Source organism: Promicromonospora sp. Marseille-Q5078 (genome assembly GCF_050315395.1).
Lineage (GTDB): Bacteria > Actinomycetota > Actinomycetes > Actinomycetales > Cellulomonadaceae > Isoptericola.
This window is the reverse complement of record NZ_JBNPQG010000001.1, coordinates 940,427-961,965: the sequence shown is the minus strand read 5'-3', so window position 1 is coordinate 961,965 and position 21,539 is coordinate 940,427. Positions and strand designations below refer to the sequence as shown.

The 21,539-nt window shown below is 74.6% G+C and carries 19 protein-coding genes; 14 read left to right on the top strand and 5 right to left on the bottom strand.

Annotation, left to right across the window (positions count from 1 at the left end):
• The first annotated feature begins 14 nt into the window (after nucleotides 1-14).
• Genes ACQFYA_RS04420 through ACQFYA_RS04410 form a run of 3 tightly spaced genes read left to right on the top strand, consistent with a single transcriptional unit; the run spans nucleotide 15 to nucleotide 3,096 of the window.
• Entirely contained in the window at nucleotides 15-839 is an 825-nt protein-coding gene (locus tag ACQFYA_RS04420) for a (Fe-S)-binding protein (protein WP_499121815.1), read from the top strand.
• Nucleotides 836-2,413 carry a LutB/LldF family L-lactate oxidation iron-sulfur protein gene (locus tag ACQFYA_RS04415; protein ID WP_499121814.1) on the top strand — a complete coding sequence of 526 codons (1,578 nt, stop codon included), beginning with the start codon at nucleotides 836-838 and terminating at the stop codon, nucleotides 2,411-2,413. Before ACQFYA_RS04420 ends, ACQFYA_RS04415 begins: the two co-directional genes overlap by 4 nt.
• A complete protein-coding gene (locus ACQFYA_RS04410; protein WP_499121812.1) occupies nucleotides 2,410-3,096 on the top strand; it encodes a LutC/YkgG family protein in 687 nt (228 codons plus the stop codon). Before ACQFYA_RS04415 ends, ACQFYA_RS04410 begins: the two co-directional genes overlap by 4 nt.
• Nucleotides 3,097-3,136: 40 nt before the next feature.
• Here the strand turns inward: ACQFYA_RS04410 and ACQFYA_RS04405 are convergent, their stop codons facing one another.
• Both ACQFYA_RS04405 and ACQFYA_RS04400 read right to left on the bottom strand, forming a co-directional pair.
• Nucleotides 3,137-4,189: a CU044_5270 family protein gene (locus tag ACQFYA_RS04405; RefSeq protein WP_499121811.1), complete on the bottom strand. Its 1,053-nt coding sequence runs from the start codon at nucleotides 4,187-4,189 to the stop codon at nucleotides 3,137-3,139.
• Entirely contained in the window at nucleotides 4,189-4,773 is a 585-nt protein-coding gene (locus ACQFYA_RS04400) for an RNA polymerase sigma factor (protein ID WP_499121809.1), read from the bottom strand. Before ACQFYA_RS04400 ends, ACQFYA_RS04405 begins: the two co-directional genes overlap by 1 nt.
• Nucleotides 4,774-4,912: 139 nt before the next feature.
• On the opposite strand from ACQFYA_RS04400, the gene ACQFYA_RS04395 reads away from it, so the two are divergent.
• Together ACQFYA_RS04395 and ACQFYA_RS04390 are read left to right on the top strand one after the other, a co-directional pair.
• Complete coding sequence (locus ACQFYA_RS04395; protein ID WP_499121808.1) at nucleotides 4,913-5,578, top strand: uridine kinase family protein; 666 nt, start codon at nucleotides 4,913-4,915, stop codon at nucleotides 5,576-5,578.
• A 160-nt stretch (nucleotides 5,579-5,738) separates the two neighbouring features.
• Nucleotides 5,739-6,959, top strand: coding sequence for a glycosyltransferase (locus ACQFYA_RS04390; protein WP_499121807.1), 1,221 nt, complete (start codon nucleotides 5,739-5,741; stop codon nucleotides 6,957-6,959).
• Nucleotides 6,960-7,005: 46 nt separating this feature from the next.
• Here the strand turns inward: ACQFYA_RS04390 and ACQFYA_RS04385 are convergent, their stop codons facing one another.
• Nucleotides 7,006-8,022, bottom strand: a complete 1,017-nt coding sequence (locus ACQFYA_RS04385) for a LacI family DNA-binding transcriptional regulator (RefSeq protein WP_499121806.1) — start codon at nucleotides 8,020-8,022, stop codon at nucleotides 7,006-7,008.
• Nucleotides 8,023-8,260: 238 nt separating this feature from the next.
• On the opposite strand from ACQFYA_RS04385, the gene ACQFYA_RS04380 reads away from it, so the two are divergent.
• The 4 genes from ACQFYA_RS04380 (at nucleotide 8,261) to ACQFYA_RS04365 (ending at nucleotide 12,270) form a co-directional block, all read left to right on the top strand.
• Nucleotides 8,261-9,397: a Gfo/Idh/MocA family protein gene (locus ACQFYA_RS04380; RefSeq protein ID WP_499127436.1), complete on the top strand. Its 1,137-nt coding sequence runs from the start codon at nucleotides 8,261-8,263 to the stop codon at nucleotides 9,395-9,397.
• A gap of 83 nt (nucleotides 9,398-9,480) precedes the next feature.
• The gene (locus ACQFYA_RS04375; protein WP_499127435.1) at nucleotides 9,481-10,701 is read left to right on the top strand and encodes a dihydrodipicolinate synthase family protein; all 1,221 of its coding nucleotides are present in this window, start codon (nucleotides 9,481-9,483) and stop codon (nucleotides 10,699-10,701) included.
• Nucleotides 10,698-11,597: a sugar phosphate isomerase/epimerase family protein gene (locus tag ACQFYA_RS04370; protein ID WP_499121805.1), complete on the top strand. Its 900-nt coding sequence runs from the start codon at nucleotides 10,698-10,700 to the stop codon at nucleotides 11,595-11,597. The genes ACQFYA_RS04375 and ACQFYA_RS04370 overlap by 4 nt, the downstream gene beginning before the upstream one ends.
• Nucleotides 11,598-11,838: 241 nt before the next feature.
• Nucleotides 11,839-12,270, top strand: coding sequence for a hypothetical protein (locus ACQFYA_RS04365; protein ID WP_499121804.1), 432 nt, complete (start codon nucleotides 11,839-11,841; stop codon nucleotides 12,268-12,270).
• A 65-nt stretch (nucleotides 12,271-12,335) separates the two neighbouring features.
• On the opposite strand, the gene ACQFYA_RS04360 is transcribed toward ACQFYA_RS04365, so the two are convergent.
• Both ACQFYA_RS04360 and ACQFYA_RS04355 read right to left on the bottom strand, forming a co-directional pair.
• Nucleotides 12,336-13,586, bottom strand: coding sequence for a glycoside hydrolase 5 family protein (locus ACQFYA_RS04360; RefSeq protein WP_499121803.1), 1,251 nt, complete (start codon nucleotides 13,584-13,586; stop codon nucleotides 12,336-12,338).
• Complete coding sequence (locus ACQFYA_RS04355; protein ID WP_499121802.1) at nucleotides 13,583-14,623, bottom strand: LacI family DNA-binding transcriptional regulator; 1,041 nt, start codon at nucleotides 14,621-14,623, stop codon at nucleotides 13,583-13,585. The genes ACQFYA_RS04360 and ACQFYA_RS04355 overlap by 4 nt, the downstream gene beginning before the upstream one ends.
• Before the next feature lie 149 nt (nucleotides 14,624-14,772).
• Here ACQFYA_RS04355 and ACQFYA_RS04350 point away from each other — a divergent pair, with 149 nt between their 5' ends.
• From ACQFYA_RS04350 to ACQFYA_RS04330, 5 genes are read left to right on the top strand one after another with little or no spacing between them, the layout of a single operon-like run.
• The gene (locus ACQFYA_RS04350; protein WP_499121801.1) at nucleotides 14,773-16,056 is read left to right on the top strand and encodes an ABC transporter substrate-binding protein; all 1,284 of its coding nucleotides are present in this window, start codon (nucleotides 14,773-14,775) and stop codon (nucleotides 16,054-16,056) included.
• 25 nt (nucleotides 16,057-16,081) lie between these two features.
• Nucleotides 16,082-17,017, top strand: coding sequence for a carbohydrate ABC transporter permease (locus ACQFYA_RS04345; RefSeq protein ID WP_499121800.1), 936 nt, complete (start codon nucleotides 16,082-16,084; stop codon nucleotides 17,015-17,017).
• A 26-nt stretch (nucleotides 17,018-17,043) separates the two neighbouring features.
• Nucleotides 17,044-17,898 carry a carbohydrate ABC transporter permease gene (locus ACQFYA_RS04340; protein WP_499121799.1) on the top strand — a complete coding sequence of 285 codons (855 nt, stop codon included), beginning with the start codon at nucleotides 17,044-17,046 and terminating at the stop codon, nucleotides 17,896-17,898.
• Nucleotides 17,895-20,189, top strand: a complete 2,295-nt coding sequence (locus ACQFYA_RS04335) for a glycoside hydrolase family 3 protein (protein ID WP_499121798.1) — start codon at nucleotides 17,895-17,897, stop codon at nucleotides 20,187-20,189. Before ACQFYA_RS04340 ends, ACQFYA_RS04335 begins: the two co-directional genes overlap by 4 nt.
• Complete coding sequence (locus ACQFYA_RS04330; protein ID WP_499121797.1) at nucleotides 20,177-21,481, top strand: glycoside hydrolase family 125 protein; 1,305 nt, start codon at nucleotides 20,177-20,179, stop codon at nucleotides 21,479-21,481. The genes ACQFYA_RS04335 and ACQFYA_RS04330 overlap by 13 nt, the downstream gene beginning before the upstream one ends.
• The last annotated feature ends 58 nt before the right edge of the window (nucleotides 21,482-21,539 follow it).

Genomic DNA, 21,539 nt, shown 5'->3' with positions numbered 1-21,539 from the left:
TACCGAGGAGTCGTATGCGCATCGCCCTCGCCGCCACCTGTCTCGCCGACACCCTGTTCCCCGGCGCCCCCCGCGCGACGGTGCGGCTGCTGGAGCGGCTCGGCCACGAGGTGGTCTTCCCCACCGACCAGGCGTGCTGCGGGCAGATGCACGTCAACACGGGCTACTTCCGCGAGGCCGTGCCGGTGATCCGCAACCACGTCGAGACCTTCGCGCCCGTGGCCGACGGCGAGTGGGACGCCGTCGTCATGCCGTCCGGGTCGTGCACCGGGTCGGTGCGCCACCAGCAGGCGATGGTCTGCCGCCGCGCCGGGCTCGACGACCTCGCGGCCACCGCGGAGGCCGTCTCCGACAAGACGTACGAGCTGTCCGAGCTGCTGGTCGACGTCCTCGGCGTCACCGACGTCGGCGCCTGGTTCCCGCACCGCGTCACCTACCACCCCACCTGCCACTCCCTGCGGATGCTGCACGTGGGCGACAAGCCGCTGCGGCTGCTGCGGGCCGTCGAGTCGATCGACCTCGTGGAGCTGCCGGCGGCCGACACCTGCTGCGGGTTCGGCGGCACGTTCGCGCTCAAGAACGCGGACACGTCGGCGGCGATGCTCGAGGACAAGACGGCGAACGTGCGCGGCACCGGCGCCGAGGTGCTGACCGCGGGCGACATGTCGTGCCTCATGCACATCGGGGGCGGGCTGTCCCGGCAGGGCACGGGGGTCCGCGCGCTCCACCTGGCCGAGGTGCTCGCCTCGACCCGGGAGGAGCCGACGCCCCTGCCCGAGACGACGTTCTCACGACCCGAGCGCGCCCCGCGCACCGACCGGACGGAGGCCGCGCGATGAGCCAGACCTTCCTCGGCCTGCCGCGCATGCTGCGCCGCGGCCACGACGCCGCCCCCGACGAGCCGTTCGGCCCGGTCCCCCACCCGCAGGAGCCGCTGCGCTGGGGCGACGCCTTCCCCGCCGCCGCGAAGCAGGCGCTCACCAACGACCAGCTGCGCCGCAACCTCGGCCACGCGACGCAGGTGATCCGCACCAAGCGTGCCGCCGTCGTCGGCGAGGTGCCCGACTGGGAGGCGCTGCGCGACGCCGGGTCGGCCGTGAAGCAGCAGGTCATGGCGCACCTGCCCGACCTGCTGGCCCAGCTCGAGGAGAACGTCACCGCGCGCGGCGGCGTCGTGCACTGGGCCCGCGACGCGGCGGAGGCCAACCGCATCGTCGCCGACATCGCGAAGGCCAAGGGCGCCGACGAGGTGGTCAAGGTCAAGTCGATGGCCACCCAGGAGATCGGCCTCAACGAGGCGCTGGCGGACGAGGGCATCGCGGCGATCGAGACCGACCTCGCCGAGCTCATCGTGCAGCTCGCCGACGACATGCCGTCGCACATCCTGGTCCCGGCGATCCACCGCAACCGGTCGGAGATCCGCGACATCTTCCTCGCCCGCATGGGCGACGCGCCGCCCGACCTGTCCGACGTGCCCCGCGAGCTCGCCATGGCCGCCCGCGCGCACCTGCGGCGCAAGTTCCTGTCGGCCAAGGTCGCGGTGAGCGGCGCGAACTTCGCCGTCGCGGACACCGGCACGCTCGCCGTCGTCGAGTCCGAGGGCAACGGCCGCATGTGCCTCACGCTGCCCGACACGCTCGTGACCGTGATGGGCATCGAAAAGCTCGTGCCCACCTTCGACGACCTCGAGGTGTTCCTGCAGCTGCTCCCCCGCTCCTCCACCGGCGAGCGGATGAACCCGTACACGTCCCTGTGGACGGGCGTGACGCCGGGCGACGGTCCGCAGGAGTTCCACCTGGTGCTGCTCGACAACGGCCGCACCGACGTGCTCGCCGACGAGGTCGGCCGGTCGGCGCTGCACTGCATCCGCTGCTCCGCGTGCCTCAACGTGTGCCCCGTCTACGAGCGGGTCGGCGGCCACGCCTACGGCTCGGTGTACCCGGGGCCCATCGGCGCCATCCTCACGCCGCAGCTCACGGCGTCGACGGGCGGCGTGTCCGGCCACCACGACCCCAACGCCTCCCTGCCGTACGCGTCCTCGCTCTGCGGGGCCTGCTACGAGGTGTGCCCGGTGAAGATCGACATCCCGTCGATCCTCGTGGACCTGCGCGCCCGCGAGGTCGACGCCGACCGCTCGTCGCGCAGCGTCGACCCGTGGCGGACGGCGATGAAGGCCGCCTCGTGGGTCATGGCGGACGGCGACCGGTTCGCCCTCGCCGGGCGCGCCGCCACCCTGGGCAGCGGCCTCGGCGGTCGCGACCACGCCGTCTCCCTGGCGCCGCCGCCCGCCAGCGCCTGGACCCGCTCACGCGACCTGCCCGCACCGCCGCGGCAGACGTTCCGGCAGTGGTGGGCGGCCGAGCACGACGCCCCGCCGGTCGAGCCTGTCGAGACCCAGGGAGGAGAGCGATGACCGCACGCACCGAGGTCCTGGCGCGGGTGCGCGCCGCGCTGGGGCAGGCAGGCTCGGGCACGACGGCATCGGGCAAGGTCGGCACGGCGCCCCGCCCGGAGCCCGTGCCGCGCGAGTACCGCGCCGCCGGGGAGCACACCGTCGGGTCGCCCGAGGTGCTCGAGCAGCTCGTCGACCGGCTCGTGGACTACAAGGCGCACGTGCACCGGGTGACCGACGCCGACCTGCCCGCCGCGATCGCCGACCTCGTCGCCGACCTGGGGGCCCGCGTGGTGGCGCCCGCCGGGCTCGACGACGCGTGGCTGGCCGCGCTGCCCGCGGGCGTCGAGGTCGTGCGCGACTCCCGCGAGCAGCCGCTCGCCGCGACGGAGCTCGACGCCATGGCCGCCGTCGTCACCGCCGCGCGCGTCGCGATCTCGGAGACGGGCACGATCGTGCTCGACGGCGAGCCCGACCAGGGGCGTCGCGCGATCTCGCTCGTGCCCGACGTGCACCTGTGCGTCGTGCGGGCCGACCAGGCCGTGCAGACCGTGCCGGAGGCCGTCCGCCTGCTCGGCGCGCACCCCGAGCGGCCGCTCACCTGGATCTCCGGGCCCAGCGCGACGTCGGACATCGAGCTCGACCGCGTCGAGGGCGTGCACGGCCCCCGCACCCTGCACGTGCTGCTGGTCGCCGCCGCCTGACACCCGCCGGCGGGGGTCGGACGGCGGCGACCCGCCGGCGTCAGGGCGTGTCGCCCACGGCGTCGACCAGTCCCGACTCGAGCAGCGCCCACAGCATGTCCACGTCGCCTTCCGGCGAGAGCCTGCGCACGCCGAGGAACTCGTCGGTGTCCCGGTCGAAGATCAGGTCCGTCCGGTAGCCCAGCGAGTCCGTGAGCCCCACCCCGACCCCGGAACGGCCGGCGACGTCCGTGATCTCACCGGCACCGGTCACCCCGGGGATCTGCGCGATCGCGGCGAGCAGCGCGGACTCGGCCTGCGGCGGCAGCGCGCCGTTCTCGAGCAGCTGGACCGCCAGGACGAATGCCGCCCGCTCCCGGCGGAGCGGCGTCGGTTCGACGGAGGGCTCCTGCCAGTACTCGTTCACCGGAGAGTCGTACAGGAAGTCGCGCATGGTGTCCGGGTCACCGTCGGTCGGCATGCTCGCTGGGAACGCCGCGAGATTGCCGCAGTCCTCAGTGCACGGATCGATCCACATCTCGGTGACCGGGTGGTCGGGGTCGGTGTCGTCGGTTGCCGGGTCGTTCGCCCCCGTGACGACGCCCGGGTGCTGGCCGTCGATGGAGATCCAGCTCTGCCGGATCGAGGGTTCGGGCAACTCGCCGATCTTGCCGTTCACCACCGTGCCGTCCTGGACCGCCTCGACGGCCCGCGTGTAGACGAACTGGTCCGCGCGCGGGTCCCACGCCGGCTCCTGCGCGGCCTGCGAGGCCGCAGCCTGGAGGATCTCCACCGCCTCGGCGCTGGCCGCCGGCCGGTCGCCGACGGTCGGCACGATGGCGAGCGCGCCCGCCGTGACGGCGGCGATCCCGGCCGCGATCGCTACCCGGCGGCCGACCCCGCGCCGGCCCGACCGGTCGCGGTCGGGTCGGTGGTCCGGGCCCGGCCCGTGGTCGTCGCCGCCGCCCGAGCCGACAGCCTGCAGGGTCGGCACCGGGGCGGACAGCTCTGCCTCGAGCTCGTCCAGCACCCGGCGGCGCAGCGCGGCCGAGGGCTCGGCGGTCGGGGGGTCGAGCAGCTCGCCCGCCTGCCGGAGCACCGTCATCTCGTCCATCAGTCCTCCTCGTTCCAGCCGCGGGCGCGCAGTCGCGCGCGCACCGTGCGGCGCGCACGGTGCAGCCGCGAGCGCACCGTGCCGATCTTGATCTCGAGCGTCCCGGCGATCTGCTCGTAGGTGAGGTCGCCCCAGGCGGCGAGCAGGAGCACGTCCCGGTCGCCGGGGGCGAGGGCGGCGAGGGCTTCCGCGAGCGCCGGCGCCGCCGCCCGCGCGCTGACCGCGTCCGCCACGGCGTCCGCCATGCCGTCGTCGGCGGGGGCCGCCCCGGACCGCGCGAGCGCCCGGAAGCGGGCCGCCTCGGCCCGGTGCCAGCGCGCGATCTCCTTGGTCGCGATCCCGAACAGCCAGGGGCGTGCGTCGGGCCGGGTCGGGTCGTAGGACCCGCGACGGCGGAAGGCCGCCACGAAGGTGTCGGCCACGACGTCCTCGGCGTGCTCGGCCCCCACCCGGCGGTACGCGTACCGGTAGAGCTGGCGCGAGTACCGGCCGTAGAGCGCCGCGAAGTGCTCCGGCTCGTCGATCGACGCGACGACGATCGCCGCGTCCCCGGCGACCGGCGGGGGGATCTGGGTCACCGCCACGGCGCCCCTCCTCGTGCTGGGCACGGTCTCGTCATCACAGCCTCCATCGGTGCCGACGTTCCTGTCCCCCTGTATCTCCCCCTGCCCCGGATCGAGTTCACGAGCGGGGCGACGCCGACGTCGGCGAGAATGGGTGCCCGTGACCGACAGCGACCTCCCGGCCGACGCCGGGGCCTCCGCGTCCGACGCCCTCTTCGACGTGCCGGCCGGCGCGCGCCGCCCGGGACGGCGGATCGTGCTGCTGACCGGGCCGTCGGGCTCGGGCAAGACGGCGCTCACGCGGCGGCTCGGGCTCCCGGTGATGAACCTCGACGACTTCTACCACGACGCCGACGTCCCGGGGATGCCGATGCGCTACGGGATCGTCGACTGGGACGACCCGCGCAGCTGGGACTCCGCTGCCGCGCTGGACGCGCTGCGCACGGTGGTGCGCACGGGCCGCGCGGAGGTGCCGGTCTACGACATCCCCACGTCGCGCCGCACCGGCGGCACGGTGCTCGAGACGGGCGACGCCCCCGTCGTGGTCGCGGAGGGAATCTTCGCCGCGGAGCTGGTGCGCGCGTGCCGCGCCGAGGGCTTCCTGGCCGACGCGATCTGCCTCACCCAGCCGCGGATCATGACCTTCTGGTTCCGCTTCCTGCGCGACGTCGCCGAGTCGCGCAAGCCGCTCCCCACCCTGGTGCGCCGGGGCTGGGGTCTGCTCCGCGCCGAGCCCGCGCTCGTGCGCCGCTGGGTGGGGCTCGGCTGCCGCCCGGTGAGCCCGGCGCAGGCCGAGCGGGACATCCGCGCGCTCCTCGTGCCCTGACCCCGGCGACGTGCCGCGCGCTACGCGGCTTCCCCCTCGGTCGCCCCTGCGCGGGCCAAGACCCGGCATCGGTCCGGTTCCGTCGCGTCATGAGAATGTCACACGACGGTCATCCGCCCCACACCATCGGCGCTCACGCTGGGGGCAGGAGGTGGTCCAGATGGCCGAGCAGATGGTCGAGCGCGGAGCTCTTCGAGTCCTCTCCCTCTACGAGGGATTCTTCAGCGGCGGCGCCCGCGTGCTGCACTCGTCGGTGGTGGCGGGGCTGCACGGCCAGGGCCGCCAGCAGCACGCGGTGCTGAGCATCCACGACGAGGTGCGGCGCGAGGCCGCCCTGCAACGCATGGTCGACGACCGCCGCTACCGGCAGCTCACCGCCGCCGGGGTACGCGTGGCGTCGCTCGGCCGGTCCACCGAGGTGCCGCACGACCCCGAGGTCCTCACGGACGCGGAGGCCGAGGTCGTGGCCCGCGAGCTGCGCGGGGCCGACGTCGTGCTCTCCCTCAAGGAGCAGCCGCTGCGGCTGCTGTCCCGCCCGGACGTGCTGCCCGACCGGCCCGTGGTCGCGTGCCTGCACCGGTCGGACCCGGAGCACCAGGGGTCGGGGCTCGGGCACCTGCTGCGGGCCGCGGACGACGGGCGCCTCGCCGCGGTCGTGTGCTGCGCGGAGTCGACCCGCGCCGCGTACGAGGCCGCCGGGGTGCCGGAGCACCTGCTGCGGGTGATCCCCAACGGCGTCGACCTGACCCGCTTCCGGCCCGCGCGCACCGGGCGCCGGCTCGCGCTGCGCGGGTCGTACCGGCTGCCGGCCGACGGCCTCGTGGTGACCTACGCGGCCCGGTACGACGCGATGAAGAACCCCCGGCTGTTCGTGGCGGCGGCACGCGAGCTGCTGGGGCGCGACGCCGACGCCCACGTCGTGATGTGCGGGGCCGGCATGAGCCCCACCAACCCGGACCTGGCCGACGACCTGCGCGAGGCGTTCGCCGACCGGCCCGACCTGCTCGACCGGGTGCACCTGATGGGCGTGCGGCACGACATGGAGCAGGTGCTGGCGGCGTCGGACGTCGTCGCGCTCACGTCCACCTTCGGGGAGGCCGCGCCGCTGTGCCTCATCGAGGGCGCGATGTGCGGGGCGGTGCCGGTCACGACGCCCGTGGGCGACAGCGCGCGGATCGTGGACGGGATCGGCCTCGTCACGGGGTTCGAGCCGGCCGAGATCGCGGCGGCGTGGCTCGAGGCGGCCGCCCGACGCGACGCCCTCACGGGCGCGCTGGTCGCGGCGCGCCCGCGGTTCAGCCACGTGCGGATGCTGTCGGCGTACTCGGCCACGGTCGAGCGCGCGCACCGCGGCCTGGGCCTCACGCTCGCGCGGGCCTGACGCCGCGCTCCTCTGCGCTGCCCTGCCCTGCGCGACCCGGCCCGCGTCAGCGGGTCGAGTCGCGCAGCTGCACCTCGAAGTCGACCTCGGTGACCGCGCCGGGTGCGGCGTCGCCGACGGCGGCCTGCACGGCGAGGCTGCCCATCTCCTCGAGCGGGATGCGCACGGTGGACAGGGCGGGCACGTGGTCGCGCAGCGTGGGGATGTCGTCGAACCCGGCGACGCGCACGTCGCGCGGCACCTCGACGCCCCGCTCGCGGAGGCGGGCGATGAGGCCGATCGCCATGACGTCGGTGACGGCGAAGACGCTCAGCGGACCGCCGACGCCGGCCCCTGCGCGCACGAGCGTCGCGACGTCGTCCCCGGCCGCGTAGCCGCCGTCGCGCGAGAACTCGGTGACCAGCACCTCCGAGACCTCGCCGCCCCCGGCCCGCGCGGCGGCGGTGAACGCCTCGGTGCGCTCGCGCGACGTCACGACGCGAGCCGGCCCGCCGAGCACGACGAAGCGTCGCTGGCCCTGGGCGAGCAGGGCCTCGGCGAGCGCGCGGGCGCCGGTGGCGTTGGGCGGGCGCACCACGGACCCGTCGCCCACGGGCTGGCCGACGACGACGGACCGGCCGCCCGCGGCGACGAACGCGTCGAGCTCCGCCGCGAGCGCGGCGTCCTCGTCGGGGGTCCAGCGCGTGCCGGCGACGACGACGGCGTCCACGCGGTGGGCGGCGAACGCGGCCACCGCCTCCCGCTCGGCCTCGGGGTCGCGGCCGGTCGACGCGAGCAGCACGAGGCGCCCGCTCGCGCGCGCCGCGGCCTGCGCCCCGGCGGCGATGGAGGAGAAGTACGGGTCGGAGATGTCCTGCACGACGAGCCCCAGCAGGCCCGACCGGGCACGCGCGAGGGCCTGGGCCTGCGCGTTCACCACGTATCCCAGGTCGGACGCCGCGGCCTTGACCCGGGCGACCAGGTCGGCCCCGGGCTGCCGCGCGGACCCGTTGAGCACCCGCGACGCCGTGGCGAGGGAGACCCCCGCGCGGTCGGCGACGTCCTGCAGCCTCGCTCGTGCCACCTGTTCCTCCTGCTCCGTCCCGGCGGGCCGGGCCCGCTGTCCCCGGCGACGTCGTCGTCCCTCCGGCGGCGGCACGTCTTGACGCGCTCGCCGGGGACACCTTACCGTGGTCGGGAAAGCGCATTCCCCTGACGCTCCCGCTGCGGGTCGTGCGCCCCGCATCCGGCGACGCCTCCCGGCGTCGACGACGACGAAGGAGTCCCGAGTGAGCACACCCACGCGCACCCTGCGCATCGCGATGAACGGCGTCACCGGACGCATGGGCTACCGCCAGCACCTCGTGCGCTCGATCCTGCCGATCCGCGACCAGGGCGGCGTCGAGCTGGCCGACGGCACGCGCGTCCAGGTGGAGCCCGTGCTCGTGGGCCGCAACGAGTCCAAGCTCGCCGAGCTGGCCGCCCAGCACGACGTCGCCGAGTACACGACCGACCTCGACGGGATCATCACCGACCCGGCCACGGACATCGTGTTCGACGCGTCCATGACCTCGCTGCGGGCCAAGACCCTCACCAAGGCGATGCAGGCCGGCAAGCACGTCTACACCGAGAAGCCGACCGCCGAGACGCTGGCCGAGGCCGTCGAGCTCGCCCGCCTGCGCGAGGAGACCGGCGTCACCGCCGGCGTCGTGCACGACAAGCTGTACCTGCCGGGCCTGGTCAAGCTGCGCCGCCTCGTGGACGAGGGCTTCTTCGGCCGCATCCTGTCGCTGCGCGGCGAGTTCGGCTACTGGGTGTTCGAGGGCGAGCACCAGGCCGCGCAGCGCCCGTCGTGGAACTACCGCAAGGAGGACGGCGGCGGCATGACCACGGACATGTTCTGCCACTGGAACTACGTCCTCGAGGGCATCCTCGGCGCCGTGAAGACCGTCAGCGCGCAGACCACCACCCACATCCCCACGCGCTGGGACGAGCAGGGCAAGGAGTACGCCGCCACCGCCGACGACGCGGCGTACGGCATCTTCGAGATCGAGACGCCGGGCGGCGACCCCGTGGTCGCGCAGATCAACTCCTCCTGGGCGGTGCGCGTGTACCGCGACGAGCTCGTCGAGTTCCAGGTGGACGGCACGCACGGCTCCGCCGTCGCCGGGCTGCGCAAATGCGTCGCCCAGCAGCGCGCCCACACCCCCAAGCCGGTGTGGAACCCCGACCTGCCCGTCACGGAGCCTTTCCGCGACCAGTGGCTCGAGGTCCCCGCCAACGCCGACCTCGACAACGGCTTCAAGCTGCAGTGGGAGGAGTTCCTGCGCGACGTCGTGGCCGGGCGCCCGCACCGCTTCGACCTGCTCTCCGCCGCGCGCGGCGTGCAGCTCGCCGAGCTGGGCCTGCAGTCGTCGGCCGAGGGCCGCCGCCTCGACGTCCCGGAGATCTCCCTGTGAGCGGGCAGTCGTTGGTCGAGCCCGTCGAGACCCGCCCCCTGAACCCGTCCCTCGCGCCCGAGCTCACCCCCAGCGGCGTCACCGTGCGCCTCCCCCGGTTCGACGCCGCGGGGCGCGCCACCGGCACGGAGGTGCGCGAGCTGCACGCGCCGGGCCCGTGGACCAGGCCGTCCGGCCCGATCTCCTCCCGCCTGGCGTTCGCCGCCGCGCACGTGGTGCCGCAGGTCGGTGCCGAGAACGTGCCGGGCGCGCCCGCCGTCGTCGACTGGGACGCGACGCTCGCCTACCGCCACCGGATCTGGGAGCACGGCCTCGGCGTCGCCGACGCCATGGACACCGCCCAGCGCGGCATGGGCCTGGACTGGGCCGCGACGCAGGAGCTCGTGCGCCGGTCGTCGGCCGAGGCCGCGTCCGTCGGCGCCCGCATCGCCTGCGGCGCGGGCACCGACCAGCTGGACCCGGCGGCGGTCGAGCCGGGCGAGGCCGGGCTGGCCGCCGTCACCGACGCGTACCGCGAGCAGGTGCACGTGGTGCAGGACGCCGGCGCGCAGGTCATCGTCATGGCCTCGCGCGCCCTGGCAAAGGTCGCCCGCTCTCCCGAGGACTACGCCCGCGTCTACGACGCCGTCCTCGCGGAGGCGGACCGGCCCGTGGTGCTGCACTGGCTCGGCACGATGTTCGACCCTCAGCTCGCGGGCTACTGGGGGGCTGCGGACCCGGGGGACGTGGAGTCGGCGACCGCCATCTTCCTCGACCTCATCACCGCCCACCAGGACAAGGTCGACGGCGTCAAGGTGTCGCTGCTCGACGCGCAGCACGAGGTCGGGCTGCGCCGCGCGCTGGCCGCCCTCGACGGCTCGTCCGTCCGCCTGTACACCGGCGACGACTTCAACTATCCGGAGCTCATCGCGGGCGACGAGCAGGGCCACTCCGACGCGCTGCTCGGCATCTTCGCGGCGATCTACCCGGCGGCGTCCACCGCGCTGCAGGCGTTCGACGCCGGCGCCGCGGGCGACCCCGACGGCGCGGCCCGCGGGCACGCGATCCTCGCCTCCACCGAGAAGCTGGGCCGGCACATCTTCGCGGCGCCGACGTACTACTACAAGACCGGCGTGGCGTTCCTGTCCTGGCTGAACGGCTTCCAGCCCGGCTTCCAGCTGGTCGGCGGCCTGCAGTCGGGCCGGTCGCTGGCGCACCTCGTGGAGCTGGCCCGCCTCGCCGACGGCTGCGGCCTGCTGCTCGACCCGGCGCTGGCCGCGCGCCGCCTGGACGCCCTCCTGGTGACGAACGGGGTGGCCGCGTGAGCGCGGTCGCGTCGGCCGCGGACCTGAGCCGCTGCTCGCTCAACACCGCCACCGTCAAGCACGCGACCCTCGCCGAGGCGGTCGACGCCGCGGCCGCGGCGGGGCTCGGCGCGGTCGGCCTCTGGCGCCACCAGGTGCAGGAGCACGGCGCCGAGAAGGCGGCACGCATCGTGTCGGACGCCGGCCTGCGCGTGTCGTCGTTGTGCCGCGGCGGGTTCCTCACCGCCGCGGACGACGCCGGCATCGCCGCCGCGCTGGACGACAACAAGCGCGCCATCGAGGAGACGGCGGGCGTCGGCACCCGCGAGCTCGTGTTCGTCGTCGGCGGCCTGCCCGCCCTCAGCGAGCCCGGCCGGGGGCCCCGTCCCGACGCCGGACCGGGCGACCGCGACGTCGTCGCCGCCCGCGCCCGCGTGGCCGACCGGATCGCCGAGCTCGCGCCGTTCGCCGCCGAGCACGACGTGCGGATCGTGCTCGAGGCGCTGCACCCGATGTTCGCCGCCGACCGCGCGGTGATCTCCACCCTCGGGCAGGCGCTCGACCTCGCGGCGCCGTTCGCCCCCGGGACGGTGGGCGTCGTCGTCGACACGTACCACGTGTGGTGGGACCCGGACCTGCGCTCCTCGATCGCCCGCGCCGGCGGCGAGGGCCGCATCGCCGGCTACCAGGTCTGCGACTGGAACCTGCCGCTGGCCGCCGACCCGCTCAACTCCCGCGGGCACGTGGGCGACGGCTACATCGACTTCCCGACCATCTCCCGCTGGGTGGCCGAGACGGGCTATGCCGGGGACGTCGAGACGGAGATCTTCAACGAGGCCATCTGGGCCGACGACCCGCGGGCCACCGCCCGCACCGTCGGCGAGCGGTACGCGCGGCACGTGCTGCCGCACCTGTGACCCGCTCCGTGTGACCCGCTCCGTGTGACCCGCTCCGCCAGGACACCGGGCACCTGACACCCCGGTGCGGGCCGGTCGCCGACGCCGGCCCGCCGCACGACGCCCCGTCGCCTCACCGAGGCGGCGGGGCGTCGTCGTCGGGCGCAGGTGGTCAGGAACGAAGAAGCGCGTCCGCCGGCCGCTCCCTAGCCTGGTCGGAGCGACGCGGGAACCCCGCATCACCGAACCCCGGGAGAGACCCATGACCACGTCCCAAGGACTGTCCGCCGACGAGCGCGCCGCCGTCAAGCAGCGGGCGAAAGAGCTGCGCGAGCAGGAGAAGGCCGGCAAGAACCGCGCCGCGGGCGAGCAGGCCGTGCGCGCGGCGATCGAGCCGCTCGAAGGGACCGACCGCGACATCGCGGAGGGCCTGTACCGGGTCGCCACCGAGGTCGCCCCCGACCTCGTGCCCAAGACGTACTACGGCATGCCGGGCTTCGCGAACGCCGCCGGCAAGATGGTGGTGTTCGTGCAGCCCGCGGCAAAGTTCGGCACCCGGTACGCCACGGTCGGCTTCGACCCCGCGGCGAACCTCGACGACGGCGACTTCTGGCCCACGGCGTTCGCCGTGCTGGCCTGGACGCCCGCGTTCGAGGAGCGGTTCGCCGCGCTCGTGCGCGCCGCGGCGAGCTGACCCCGGACGCACGACGCCCCGCCGCCTCCTCGAGGCGGCGGGGCGTCGTCGTCGGGGCCGACGGGTCAGTGCACCTCGGCGCGCACGACCTCCGTCACGCCGCGGGCCGCGAGGGCGGCCGGGTCGGCGGCGGTCGTGCTCGTCACGACGGTCACGGCGTCGCCGCGCTCGCGCAGGTCGTGCCACAGCTCGAAGACCGCGCCGCCCGGGCCGAGGGAGGGCCGGGAGAGCGGCAGGTCCGCGCCGTCGACGTCCACGACGACGCCGACCGTGCGCGGCTGGGCGAGCGGCAGCGCGCCCTTCCTCGCCTCCGCGACCAGCTCCGCGAACCGGCGGCCGAGCGGCTTGACGCGGTTCTCGGTGTCGAGCAGCCCGAGCGAGTACTCGAGGTCCTTGTAGTCCGCGAGGTCGCGGGTGACGTCGTGCGAGCACCACCACGTGACGGCGTACAGGTCGCTCGACGTCAGCGCGGCCTCGACGGTGCGCGAGCAGAACTCGGGCATCTCGGCCTCGGCGAGGTTCATCGAGGGGGCGCCGACCTCCTGCAGCCACACCTGCCGGCCCGGGTCGGTCGCGAACGCCTTGGACAGCTCGATCATCCACTCCGCGTGCCGCACCGACTGCGGCGACAGGGCGCCGTACCGCGCCGCCGTGCCGTTGAAGATCCAGGAGTGCACGGTCGTCATGTCGCCGAGGCGGGCCGCGTGCTCGGGCAGGAACGAGTGGTCGTCCCAGTACCAGAGGTGGTCGTTCTCGCTGTGCACGACGACGTGGCGCGGGTCGCGGTCGCGCGGCGCCTCGAGCAGCGAGCGCATCCAGTGGGTCACCTGGTCCACGGTGGCCGGCATCGCGGCGGGGTTCGGCTCGAGGAACTGGTTGAGCTCGTTGCCGAGGGTGAGGCCCATGAAGTTCGGGCGGTCGCGGACGGCGTCGTAGACGGCGGACACGAGCGCGGCCTGCGCCTCGACGGCGCCCTGGTCGGCGAACATGTTCCCGTCGTGCCAGTTGACCAGCCAGGCCGGGACGAAGTCGAAGCCCGACATGTGGCCCTGGATCACGTCGACGGCGACGTCCAGCCCGAACTCCGCGGCGACGTCGGTCACGAGGACGATGTCGTCGAGCGCGCGCCGGCGCACCAGGGTGCGATTCGGCTGCAGCACGGGCCACAGCGGGAACACCCGGACGTGGTCGACGCCGAGCCCGGCGATCGCCTCGAAGTCCGCGCGGACGACGTCGGGGTCGACGGCCATCCACTGGAACATCCAGTCCTTCGACGGGGTGTAGTTGACGCCGAAGCGGGGCACGTTCGTGGTCACGATCCTGGTTCCTCGCGTGTCTGGGTGGTCGGGGCCGGGGCCGTCGAGTCGCGGACGACGAGACGGCGCCCGCTGACGGAGCTGGAGGCGACGGCCTCGCCGCGCACCAGCCGTTCGAGCAGCGCGACCGCGGTGCGCGCGCTCTCCTCGACAGGGGCGTCGAGGGCGGTGAGGCGGGGCCGCACCAGGGTGGAGACCCAGGAGTCCTCCCAGGCGACGACCGAGAGCTGGTCGGGCACGGTGACCCCGACCTCGGGCGCGTGCGCGACGATCTCCGCGGCGATCGACTCGCTGTCCACCACGATCGCGGTGGCGCCGTCGAGGCGGCCGAGGAGGTCGGCGACCGGGTCGGGGGCGGCCGGGTCCCAGGGGGAGAACGACGCCCGGACGCCCTGCTCGGCCGCGGCGCCGGAGAACCGCCGGTCGCGGGCCCGCGTGTGGGCGAGGCCGGGGGCGTCGGTGACGCGGGCGACGTGGCGGTGGCCGAGCCCGGCGAGGTGGTCGAGCACGGTGGCGAACGCCGTGTCGTCCTGCACGGTGACGGCGGGGACGGCGTCGCCGACGGGCGCGCCGAGCAGCACCGCCGGCGCGCCGAGGTGCTCGACGAGCCCGAGCCGCGGGTCGTCGTTGCGGACGTCGACCAGGAGGAACGCGTCGACGCGCTGCTCGCCCCACCACTGCCGGTAGACCTGCTCCTCCTCGTCCGCGTGCACGAGGGTCAGGGAGAGGGACCAACCGAGGTCGGCGAGCGGCTCGGTGAGCCCGGCCAGCAGCCGCATGAAGAACGGGTCGCGCCCGAAGGTGTCGCGCGACCGCGCGATGACCAGCCCGAGGCTCCGGCCGCCGAGGCCCGAGACCTTGCGGCTCGCGTAGTTCGGGCGCCAGTTGAGCTCGTCGGCAGCGGCCCGGATCCGGGCGGCGGTCGCCTCGGACACGTTGGGGCGCCCGTTGAAGGCGTGCGACACCGCGGAGGGCGAGACGCCGGCGCGGCGGGCGACGTCCGCGATCGTCACGCGTTTCGGGCTCGTTGCAGTCATGGTGCGTCCGAGAGTAGGGGGTTGACCCTCCTCTGTAAAGCGGTATACGTTGCACGCCACTTGATGTGTAGCGCTTTACAAGAAGCGGCGGCGGAGGCAATGTGATCCGCCCACCCCGAACGACGCACCGTAGCTCTCAGGGAGGCTCAGTGACCCACGACGTCAGCAGGCGTGCCGTGCTCAAGGCGGCGATGAGCGGCGCCATCGTCACGCCGCTGCTCGCGGGCTGCGGCGCGCTCGTCCCCGCGTCGAACGGACCGCGGTCGATCTCCGTGCACACCCAGCTCAGCGGCGCCGTCGCCGGCGCCCAGGTGTTCTCGGACGTCGTCGCGGCCTACCAGCGCAGCACCGGCCGCACCGTCGCCCAGCTCAAGAACGGCTCCGACCTGCCCATCGTCTTCGAGACCAGCACGCTGGCGGGCAAGGAGGCCGACGTCGCGGTCGTCAACATGATGGGCCGCACCCTGGGCTGGACCGGCGCCGGCGCGACGATCCCCGTGACCGACCTGCTCGACGAGTGGGGTCTGCGCGACAAGATCCTCCCCGAGGCCGTCGCGGAGTGGACCGACGACCAGGGGCGCCTCCGGGCGTTCCCCTTCACGCGCACCAACTGGCCCGTGTCGTTCAACACCGGCCTGCTCGAGGAAGCCGGTGTCGACATCCCCACCACCTCCGACGAGCTGATCGCCGTCGCGGACGCGCTCCGGTCCAAGGGGATCGGCCCCGTCACCGTCGGGGGCTCCGACTGGAGCGGCCAGAAGATGTTCCTGCAGGTCCTGCAGGGCTTCCTCACGCAGGAGGAGGCGCGCACGGTCTTCTCGACCGGCAAGCTCTCCGAGAGCGCCGGCGCCGTCGCCGGCGTCGAGCACTTCGTCATGCTGCGGGACGCCGGCGTCTTCGTCGACGACGTGCAGGGCTACACCTCCGACTCCGAGCTGACCCAGTTCAACACCCGCAAGGCCGCCATCGTCCCGGCCATGTCCTCGGCCCTGGCGCTCGTGCCGGCCGAGCGGGCGAAGGAGGTCACCGTCGGCGGCTGGCCCGTCCCCTCCGACGGCGGGGTGCTGGCGCGCCCCAGCGTCATCAAGAGCTACAACGGCCACGGCATCTGGATCAGCGAGAACGGCGCCGACAAGCTCGACCTCATCAAGCCGTTCGTGCAGAACCTGTACACGGACAAGGTGACGGACGCGTTCATCCTGGGCTCCGGCCGCGACATGAACCGCGTCACGGACACCGTCAGCACGGACTTCCCGCTGGTCGCGCAGGCCTCCCGGCTCACGGACGACGACGTCACGCCGGTCATGCTGCCCGACCTGCTCATCCCCGACTCCGTCTTCGAACCGATGATCAAGGTGACCGCGGCGGCCTACGGCTCCGCGTCGGCCGAGAAGATCGTCGACTCGTTCGAGAAGGCCTACGACGCGGCCTGACCGCCGGCGCCAGGAAAGGATCACCATGACCGCGCTCGTCGCCGGCACGGACACCGCTGCCCGCCCCTCGCCGCCCGGCGCCCCCGCGCCGGCACCCCGCCGCAGGTCGCTCCGCGAACGGTTCCCCGGCCTCGCCCTGCCCGCGCTCGTCTGGTACGCGGTGTTCATGATCGGCCCGGTGGTGGCGATGTTCGTCATCGCCTTCCTGTCCTGGCCGGGCATGCTCGCGACGCCGACCTTCGCCGGGCTCGACAACTTCGCCACCGTGTTCGCCGACGAGACGTTCTGGGCCGCGACCCGGAACTCGGCGGTGCAGATCGTCGTCGGCCTGCCGATCATGATCGTGCTCGCGTTCCTGCTCGCGTTCTACGTGGTGCAGAAGCCGCGCGGGCACCGGGTGCTGCGGTACCTGCTGTTCATCCCCGCGCTCATCTCGGCCCCGGCCACCGCGATGGTGTTCTACGCCATGCTCAACCCGGACGGCCTGGTCAACGGCGTCCTTCGCCCCCTCGGGTTCGAGGGCACCGCCTGGCTCGCCGACCCGAGCACCGCGCTCGGCGCGATCATCGCCGTCGAGCTGTGGAGCGGCATCGGCTACTCGGCCGTGCTCATCGCGTCGCGCCTCGACGGGGTCGACGCCGAGATCGTCTCGGCGGCCCGCATCGACGGCGCCGGCGACTGGCGCATCGCGTGGCGCATGTACTGGCCCATCGCCCGGGACTTCATCGGCGTCGTGACGATGCTGCAGTTCCTGTCGATGCTCTTCAACTCGGCGCAGAACGTGCTGCTCCTGACGCAGGGCGGGCCGGGCACCTCGACGACGACGCTCGCCTACCTGATCTACCAGAAGGCGTTCGTCGAGGCCGACCTCGGGTACAGCCAGGCGGTCGGCGTCATCCTCTTCGTGATCGGGCTGCTGGGCATGGGCGTCATCCGCCGCGTGCTCCGCGCGACCCACTGATCCCCGACCCGCCCAAGGAGACCGCCATGGCCCGGCGCCCCGCAGCCCTTCCCCTGCGCGACCGCATCGGCTCGATCACGAGCGGCACGCTCGCGTGGATCTACGCCGCCCTGCTGATCGTGCCCTTCTACTACTTCATCGTCTCGTCGTTCAAGGACAACGAGGAGATCTTCGAGTCGCCGCTGGCGCTGCCGACCACGTGGGACCTGTCGAACTTCACGACGGCGATCCACCAGGCCGACCTCGGGCTCGCGATCGCCAACTCGGTGATCACGACCGTCGGCGCCCTCGTGCTCACGCTCGTGCTGGCGCTGCCCGCGTCGTTCGCGCTGGCGCGCGCGCAGGGCCGGGCCGGCAAGGTCGTCGAGGGCGTCTTCGCGCTCGGCTTCCTCATCCCCTCGTTCGCCGCGCTGTTCCCGACGTTCCTGCTCGCCGCCGCCATGGGGCTCTTCCACACCCGCACGTTCATCGTGCTGCTGCTGCCCGCGACAGCCCTGCCCCTGTCGGTCGTCATCCTCACGTCGTTCATGCGGACCATCCCGCGCGAGCTCGAGGAGGCCGCCTCCATGGACGGGGCCACCTCGCTGCAGGTGCTGCGCCAGGTCTACCTGCCGATCTGCATCCCCGGGATCGCCACCGTCCTGCTGCTCAACTTCCTGGCGTTCTGGAACGCGTATCTCTACCCGCTGATCCTCATCGGCCCGGACACGGCGCAGCGCACCATCCAGGTCGCGCTGCCCACCCTCAAGGTCGACGCGGGCACCGACTACGGCGTGCTCATGGCCGGCACGCTGTTCACGCTGCTGCCCGTCTACCTCGTCTACACCCTGCTCCAGCGCCAGATGCAGCGCGCGCTGCTGTCGGGGGCGGTCAAGGGATGACGACGCCGCCCGTCACCGCGTCCGCGCTGCCGCTGCGCACCCGCGTCGGCCAGGTCAACCAGCGGCTCAAGGGCTGGGAGGCGGTGCGCTGGAGCGACGGCGCGCCGCGCGTCACCGACGTGCTGCGCCGGGAGGTCGACCGCTGGGGCGGGCTCGGCGCGCTCTACGGCGTGCTGCGCGCGGACCCGTGGTCGGCGGTGCGCTGGGGGAACGGCGTCCCGCCCGAGCGCAGCGCCGAGGCCTACGCCGCGGTGCAGGAGCACGTGACCCGCTACGGCGACGGCCTGCCCGTGCTGTTCGTCGAGGAGGCGCCGCACGGGCTCATGGCGCTGGGCGGCACGACGCTGCCGGTCAACCTCGCGCTCGGCGCGGGGATGGACGCGGAGCTCACCGAGGAGCTCGGCGCCCTCGTGGCCGCGGAGGCGCACGCCCGCGGCACGCACGTCGCGCTCGTGTCGGGCCTCGACGTGCTGCGCGACCCGCGCTGGGGCCGGGCCGAGGAGTGCTTCTCGGAGGACCCCGCGCTCGCCGCGACGCTCGTCGAGGCGACGGTCCGCGGCATGCAGGGCACGACGTCGTGCGACGACCCGATCGCCCCGGGGCGCGTCGCTGTCGTCGCCAAGCACCTCGCCGGCCAGGGCGCCGGCATCGGCGGGCGCAACGGCTCCGGCGCGCCGATCGGGCGCCGCGAGCTCGGCGAGCTCCACCTGCGCCCCGCCTTCGCGGCGGCCCGGGCGGGCGTCGCCGGCTACATGGCCGCCTACAACGACGTCGACGGCGTGCCGTGCAGCGCCAACGAGGAGCTCCTCACCGGCACCATCCGCGAGCGGTGGGGCTGGCGCGGGCTCGTCATGGCCGACGGCACGGCGATCGACCGGCTGCGCGACAGCGCGCCCGACCCGGCGTCCGCCGCGGCGCTCGCCCTGCAGGCCGGCGTCGACCTGAGCCTCTGGGACGAGGCGTTCACGCACGTGGAGGAAGCCCTGGACCGCGGCCTCGTCGGCGAGGACGTGCTCGACCGCGCCGTCGACCGTGTGCTCGCGCTCAAGCACCGCCTCGGCCTGCTCGGGGAGCCCGCGCCCACCGCGCCCGCCGCGCCCACCGCCCCCGCGCGGGACGTCGTCGCGCTCGTCGGGCGGGCGGCCCGGCAGTCCGTGGTCCTCGTGCGCGACGACGGCGTACTGCCGCTGCGCGACGGCGCGACGGTCGCCGTCGTCGGCCCGAACGCCGACGACCTCGACGCGCAGCTCGGCGACTACACGCCGCCGCGCCCGCCCGCGGACCCCGCCGCGTCCACCGTGCTCTCGGCCCTCACGGACCGGCTCGGCGCCGCGCGCGTGCGGCACGCGGCGGGCAGCCGGCTGCGCGGCCCGCTCGACGAGCAGCGCGAGGGGCCCGGCGCGCTCGACGCCGTGCGGGAGGCGTGCGCGGCGGCCGACGTGGCGGTGGTCGTGCTGGGCGGCACCAGCCGGCGCAGCTACGACGACGAGTTCGCCGACAACGGCGCCGTCGAGGGTCCCGCCCCCGACACGACGAACGGCGAGGGCGTGGACCTCTCCTCCGTCGCGCTGCCGCAGGCCCAGCTCGACGTGGCGCGCGCGGCGCGGGCGGCGGGCCGGCCCGTGGTCGGGGTCGTGATCGACGGCCGCCCCCGCGTGCTCACCGAGCTCGGCACCCTGGTCGACGCGCTCCTCGTGGTCCCCTTCCCGGGCCCCGGCGGCGGCGCGGCGGTCGCGGACGTCCTCCTGACCGGCGCGGCGTCCGGGCGCCTCCCGGCCACGTTCCCCGCCGCCGACGGCGTCGTGCCGGTCGCGCACGACGAGCGCCTGGAGACCGCCCGCGCGTATGCCGACAACACGGTGCTGCGCGGCCTGCCGTTCGGGACGGCGCACGCGCCGGGCATCACGGCCGTCCTGCGCGAGGTCACGACCACCGTCACCGCGGCCGCGCTGGCCGACGGCGGGACGGCGGAGCTCACCGTCGACGTCACGAACGACGGCCCGGCGGCGACGACCGTGTCCGTGCCACTCTACGGCCGGCGCCACGAGCGCGGCGTCCGGCCGCGCCGCCGCACGCTGCTGGGCGTGCGGCGCGCCACGGTCGAGGCCGGCACGACGGCGGCGCTGACGTACCGTCTCGGCCTCGACGAGCTCGGCTCCTGGGCGGGCGGCGCGCCCGCCGCCGAGCCCGTGACCGTGGGAGTGTGGTGCACCCCCGACGCCGACGAGCCGGCCGGCGCCGCCACCGTGCGCGTCACCGACCAGGAGGACGCCACCCCGTGGGAACGCTGACCACGACCACCGCCCGTCTCGACCCGGCGGTCGACGCGACCCTGCGGGCCGCGGCCGACCGCGTGCGCGCCGCGGCGGGCGAGCGCGTCGGCGGCATGGTCGAGGCGGCCCTGCGCCGCACCCTCGCCGACACGGTGACGATCGGGGCCGACGGCAGCGCGTTCGTCATCACGGGCGACATCCCGGCCATGTGGATGCGGGACTCGACCACGCAGCTCACGCCCTACCTGCGGTTCCTCGGCTCCTGCCCGCCGCTGGCGGACCTCGTGGCCGCCGTCGTGCGCCGCCAGCTCGCGTGCCTGGACCACGACCCGTACGCCAACGCCTTCAACGACGGGCCCACGGGCGCGCACTACGACCCCGACGACGTCTGCGACGACCCGCACGTGTGGGAGCAGAAGTACGAGGTCGACAGCCTCGCGTACCCGGTCACGCTGGCGCACCGGCTGTGGCGGGAGACCGGCCGCACCGACGTCTTCGACGAGCGCGCGCACCGCGTGCTGCGGACCGTCGTCGACCAGCTGCGCGTCGAGCAGCGGCACGACGCGTCGCCGTACCGCTTCTCCCGCGACACGACGATCCCCACGGAGACGCTCGCGCGCGACGGCCGCGGCACGCCCGTCGGCGTCACCGGCATGACGTGGAGCGCCTTCCGGCCGTCGGACGACGCCTGCACCTACGGCTACAACGTCCCGGCCAACCTGTTCGCCGCCCAGGCGCTGCGGGCCGTCGCGGAGATCGCCGACGAGGTCTGGGCCGACGCCCGGCTGGCGGAGGACGCCCGCACGCTCTCGGGCGAGCTCGTCGCCGGCGTCGCGGCGCACGGCGTCGTCCCCTCCCCCGCGGGCGACGGGCAGATCTACGCGTACGAGGTCGACGGGCTGGGCGGCGAGCTGCGCATGGACGACGCCAACACGCCGTCGCTGCTGTCCCTGCCGCTGGTCGCCCCCGACGTGCTCGACGACGAGGTCTGGCGGGCCACCCGGGAGTTCGTGCTGAGCCCGGCGAACCCGTACTTCTTCACCGGCACCGTGGCCAGCGGCGTCGGCAGCCCGCACACGAAGCCGGGCCGGGTGTGGCCCATCGCGCTCGCCGTGGAGGGCCTGACCGGCACCCCCGAGGACCGGGTGCGCCTGCTCCGGCTGATCGCGGACACCGACGGCGGCACGGGCCGGGTCCACGAGAGCTTCGACCCCTCGGACCCGACGGCGTACTCGCGACCGTGGTTCTCGTGGGCCGACTCGATGTTCTGCGAGCTCGCCCTCGCGGTGGCCGACGACGCCGGGCACTGACGCCCCGCGCCCCTTCGCGCACCTCCGCACCGACGGCTAGCATGCGGTGCAAGGTACT

Coding starts and splice junctions, on each gene's coding strand:
- ACQFYA_RS04420 (WP_499121815.1), top strand. CDS start 15: ATGCGCATCGCCCTCGCCGCCACCTGTCTCGCCGACACCCTGTTCCCC.
- ACQFYA_RS04415 (WP_499121814.1), top strand. CDS start 836: ATGAGCCAGACCTTCCTCGGCCTGCCGCGCATGCTGCGCCGCGGCCAC.
- ACQFYA_RS04410 (WP_499121812.1), top strand. CDS start 2,410: ATGACCGCACGCACCGAGGTCCTGGCGCGGGTGCGCGCCGCGCTGGGG.
- ACQFYA_RS04405 (WP_499121811.1), bottom strand. CDS start 4,189: ATGGACGAGATGACGGTGCTCCGGCAGGCGGGCGAGCTGCTCGACCCC.
- ACQFYA_RS04390 (WP_499121807.1), top strand. CDS start 5,739: ATGGCCGAGCAGATGGTCGAGCGCGGAGCTCTTCGAGTCCTCTCCCTC.
- ACQFYA_RS04380 (WP_499127436.1), top strand. CDS start 8,261: ATGAACGGCGTCACCGGACGCATGGGCTACCGCCAGCACCTCGTGCGC.
- ACQFYA_RS04365 (WP_499121804.1), top strand. CDS start 11,839: ATGACCACGTCCCAAGGACTGTCCGCCGACGAGCGCGCCGCCGTCAAG.
- ACQFYA_RS04355 (WP_499121802.1), bottom strand. CDS start 14,623: ATGACTGCAACGAGCCCGAAACGCGTGACGATCGCGGACGTCGCCCGC.
- ACQFYA_RS04345 (WP_499121800.1), top strand. CDS start 16,082: ATGACCGCGCTCGTCGCCGGCACGGACACCGCTGCCCGCCCCTCGCCG.
- ACQFYA_RS04340 (WP_499121799.1), top strand. CDS start 17,044: ATGGCCCGGCGCCCCGCAGCCCTTCCCCTGCGCGACCGCATCGGCTCG.
- ACQFYA_RS04335 (WP_499121798.1), top strand. CDS start 17,895: ATGACGACGCCGCCCGTCACCGCGTCCGCGCTGCCGCTGCGCACCCGC.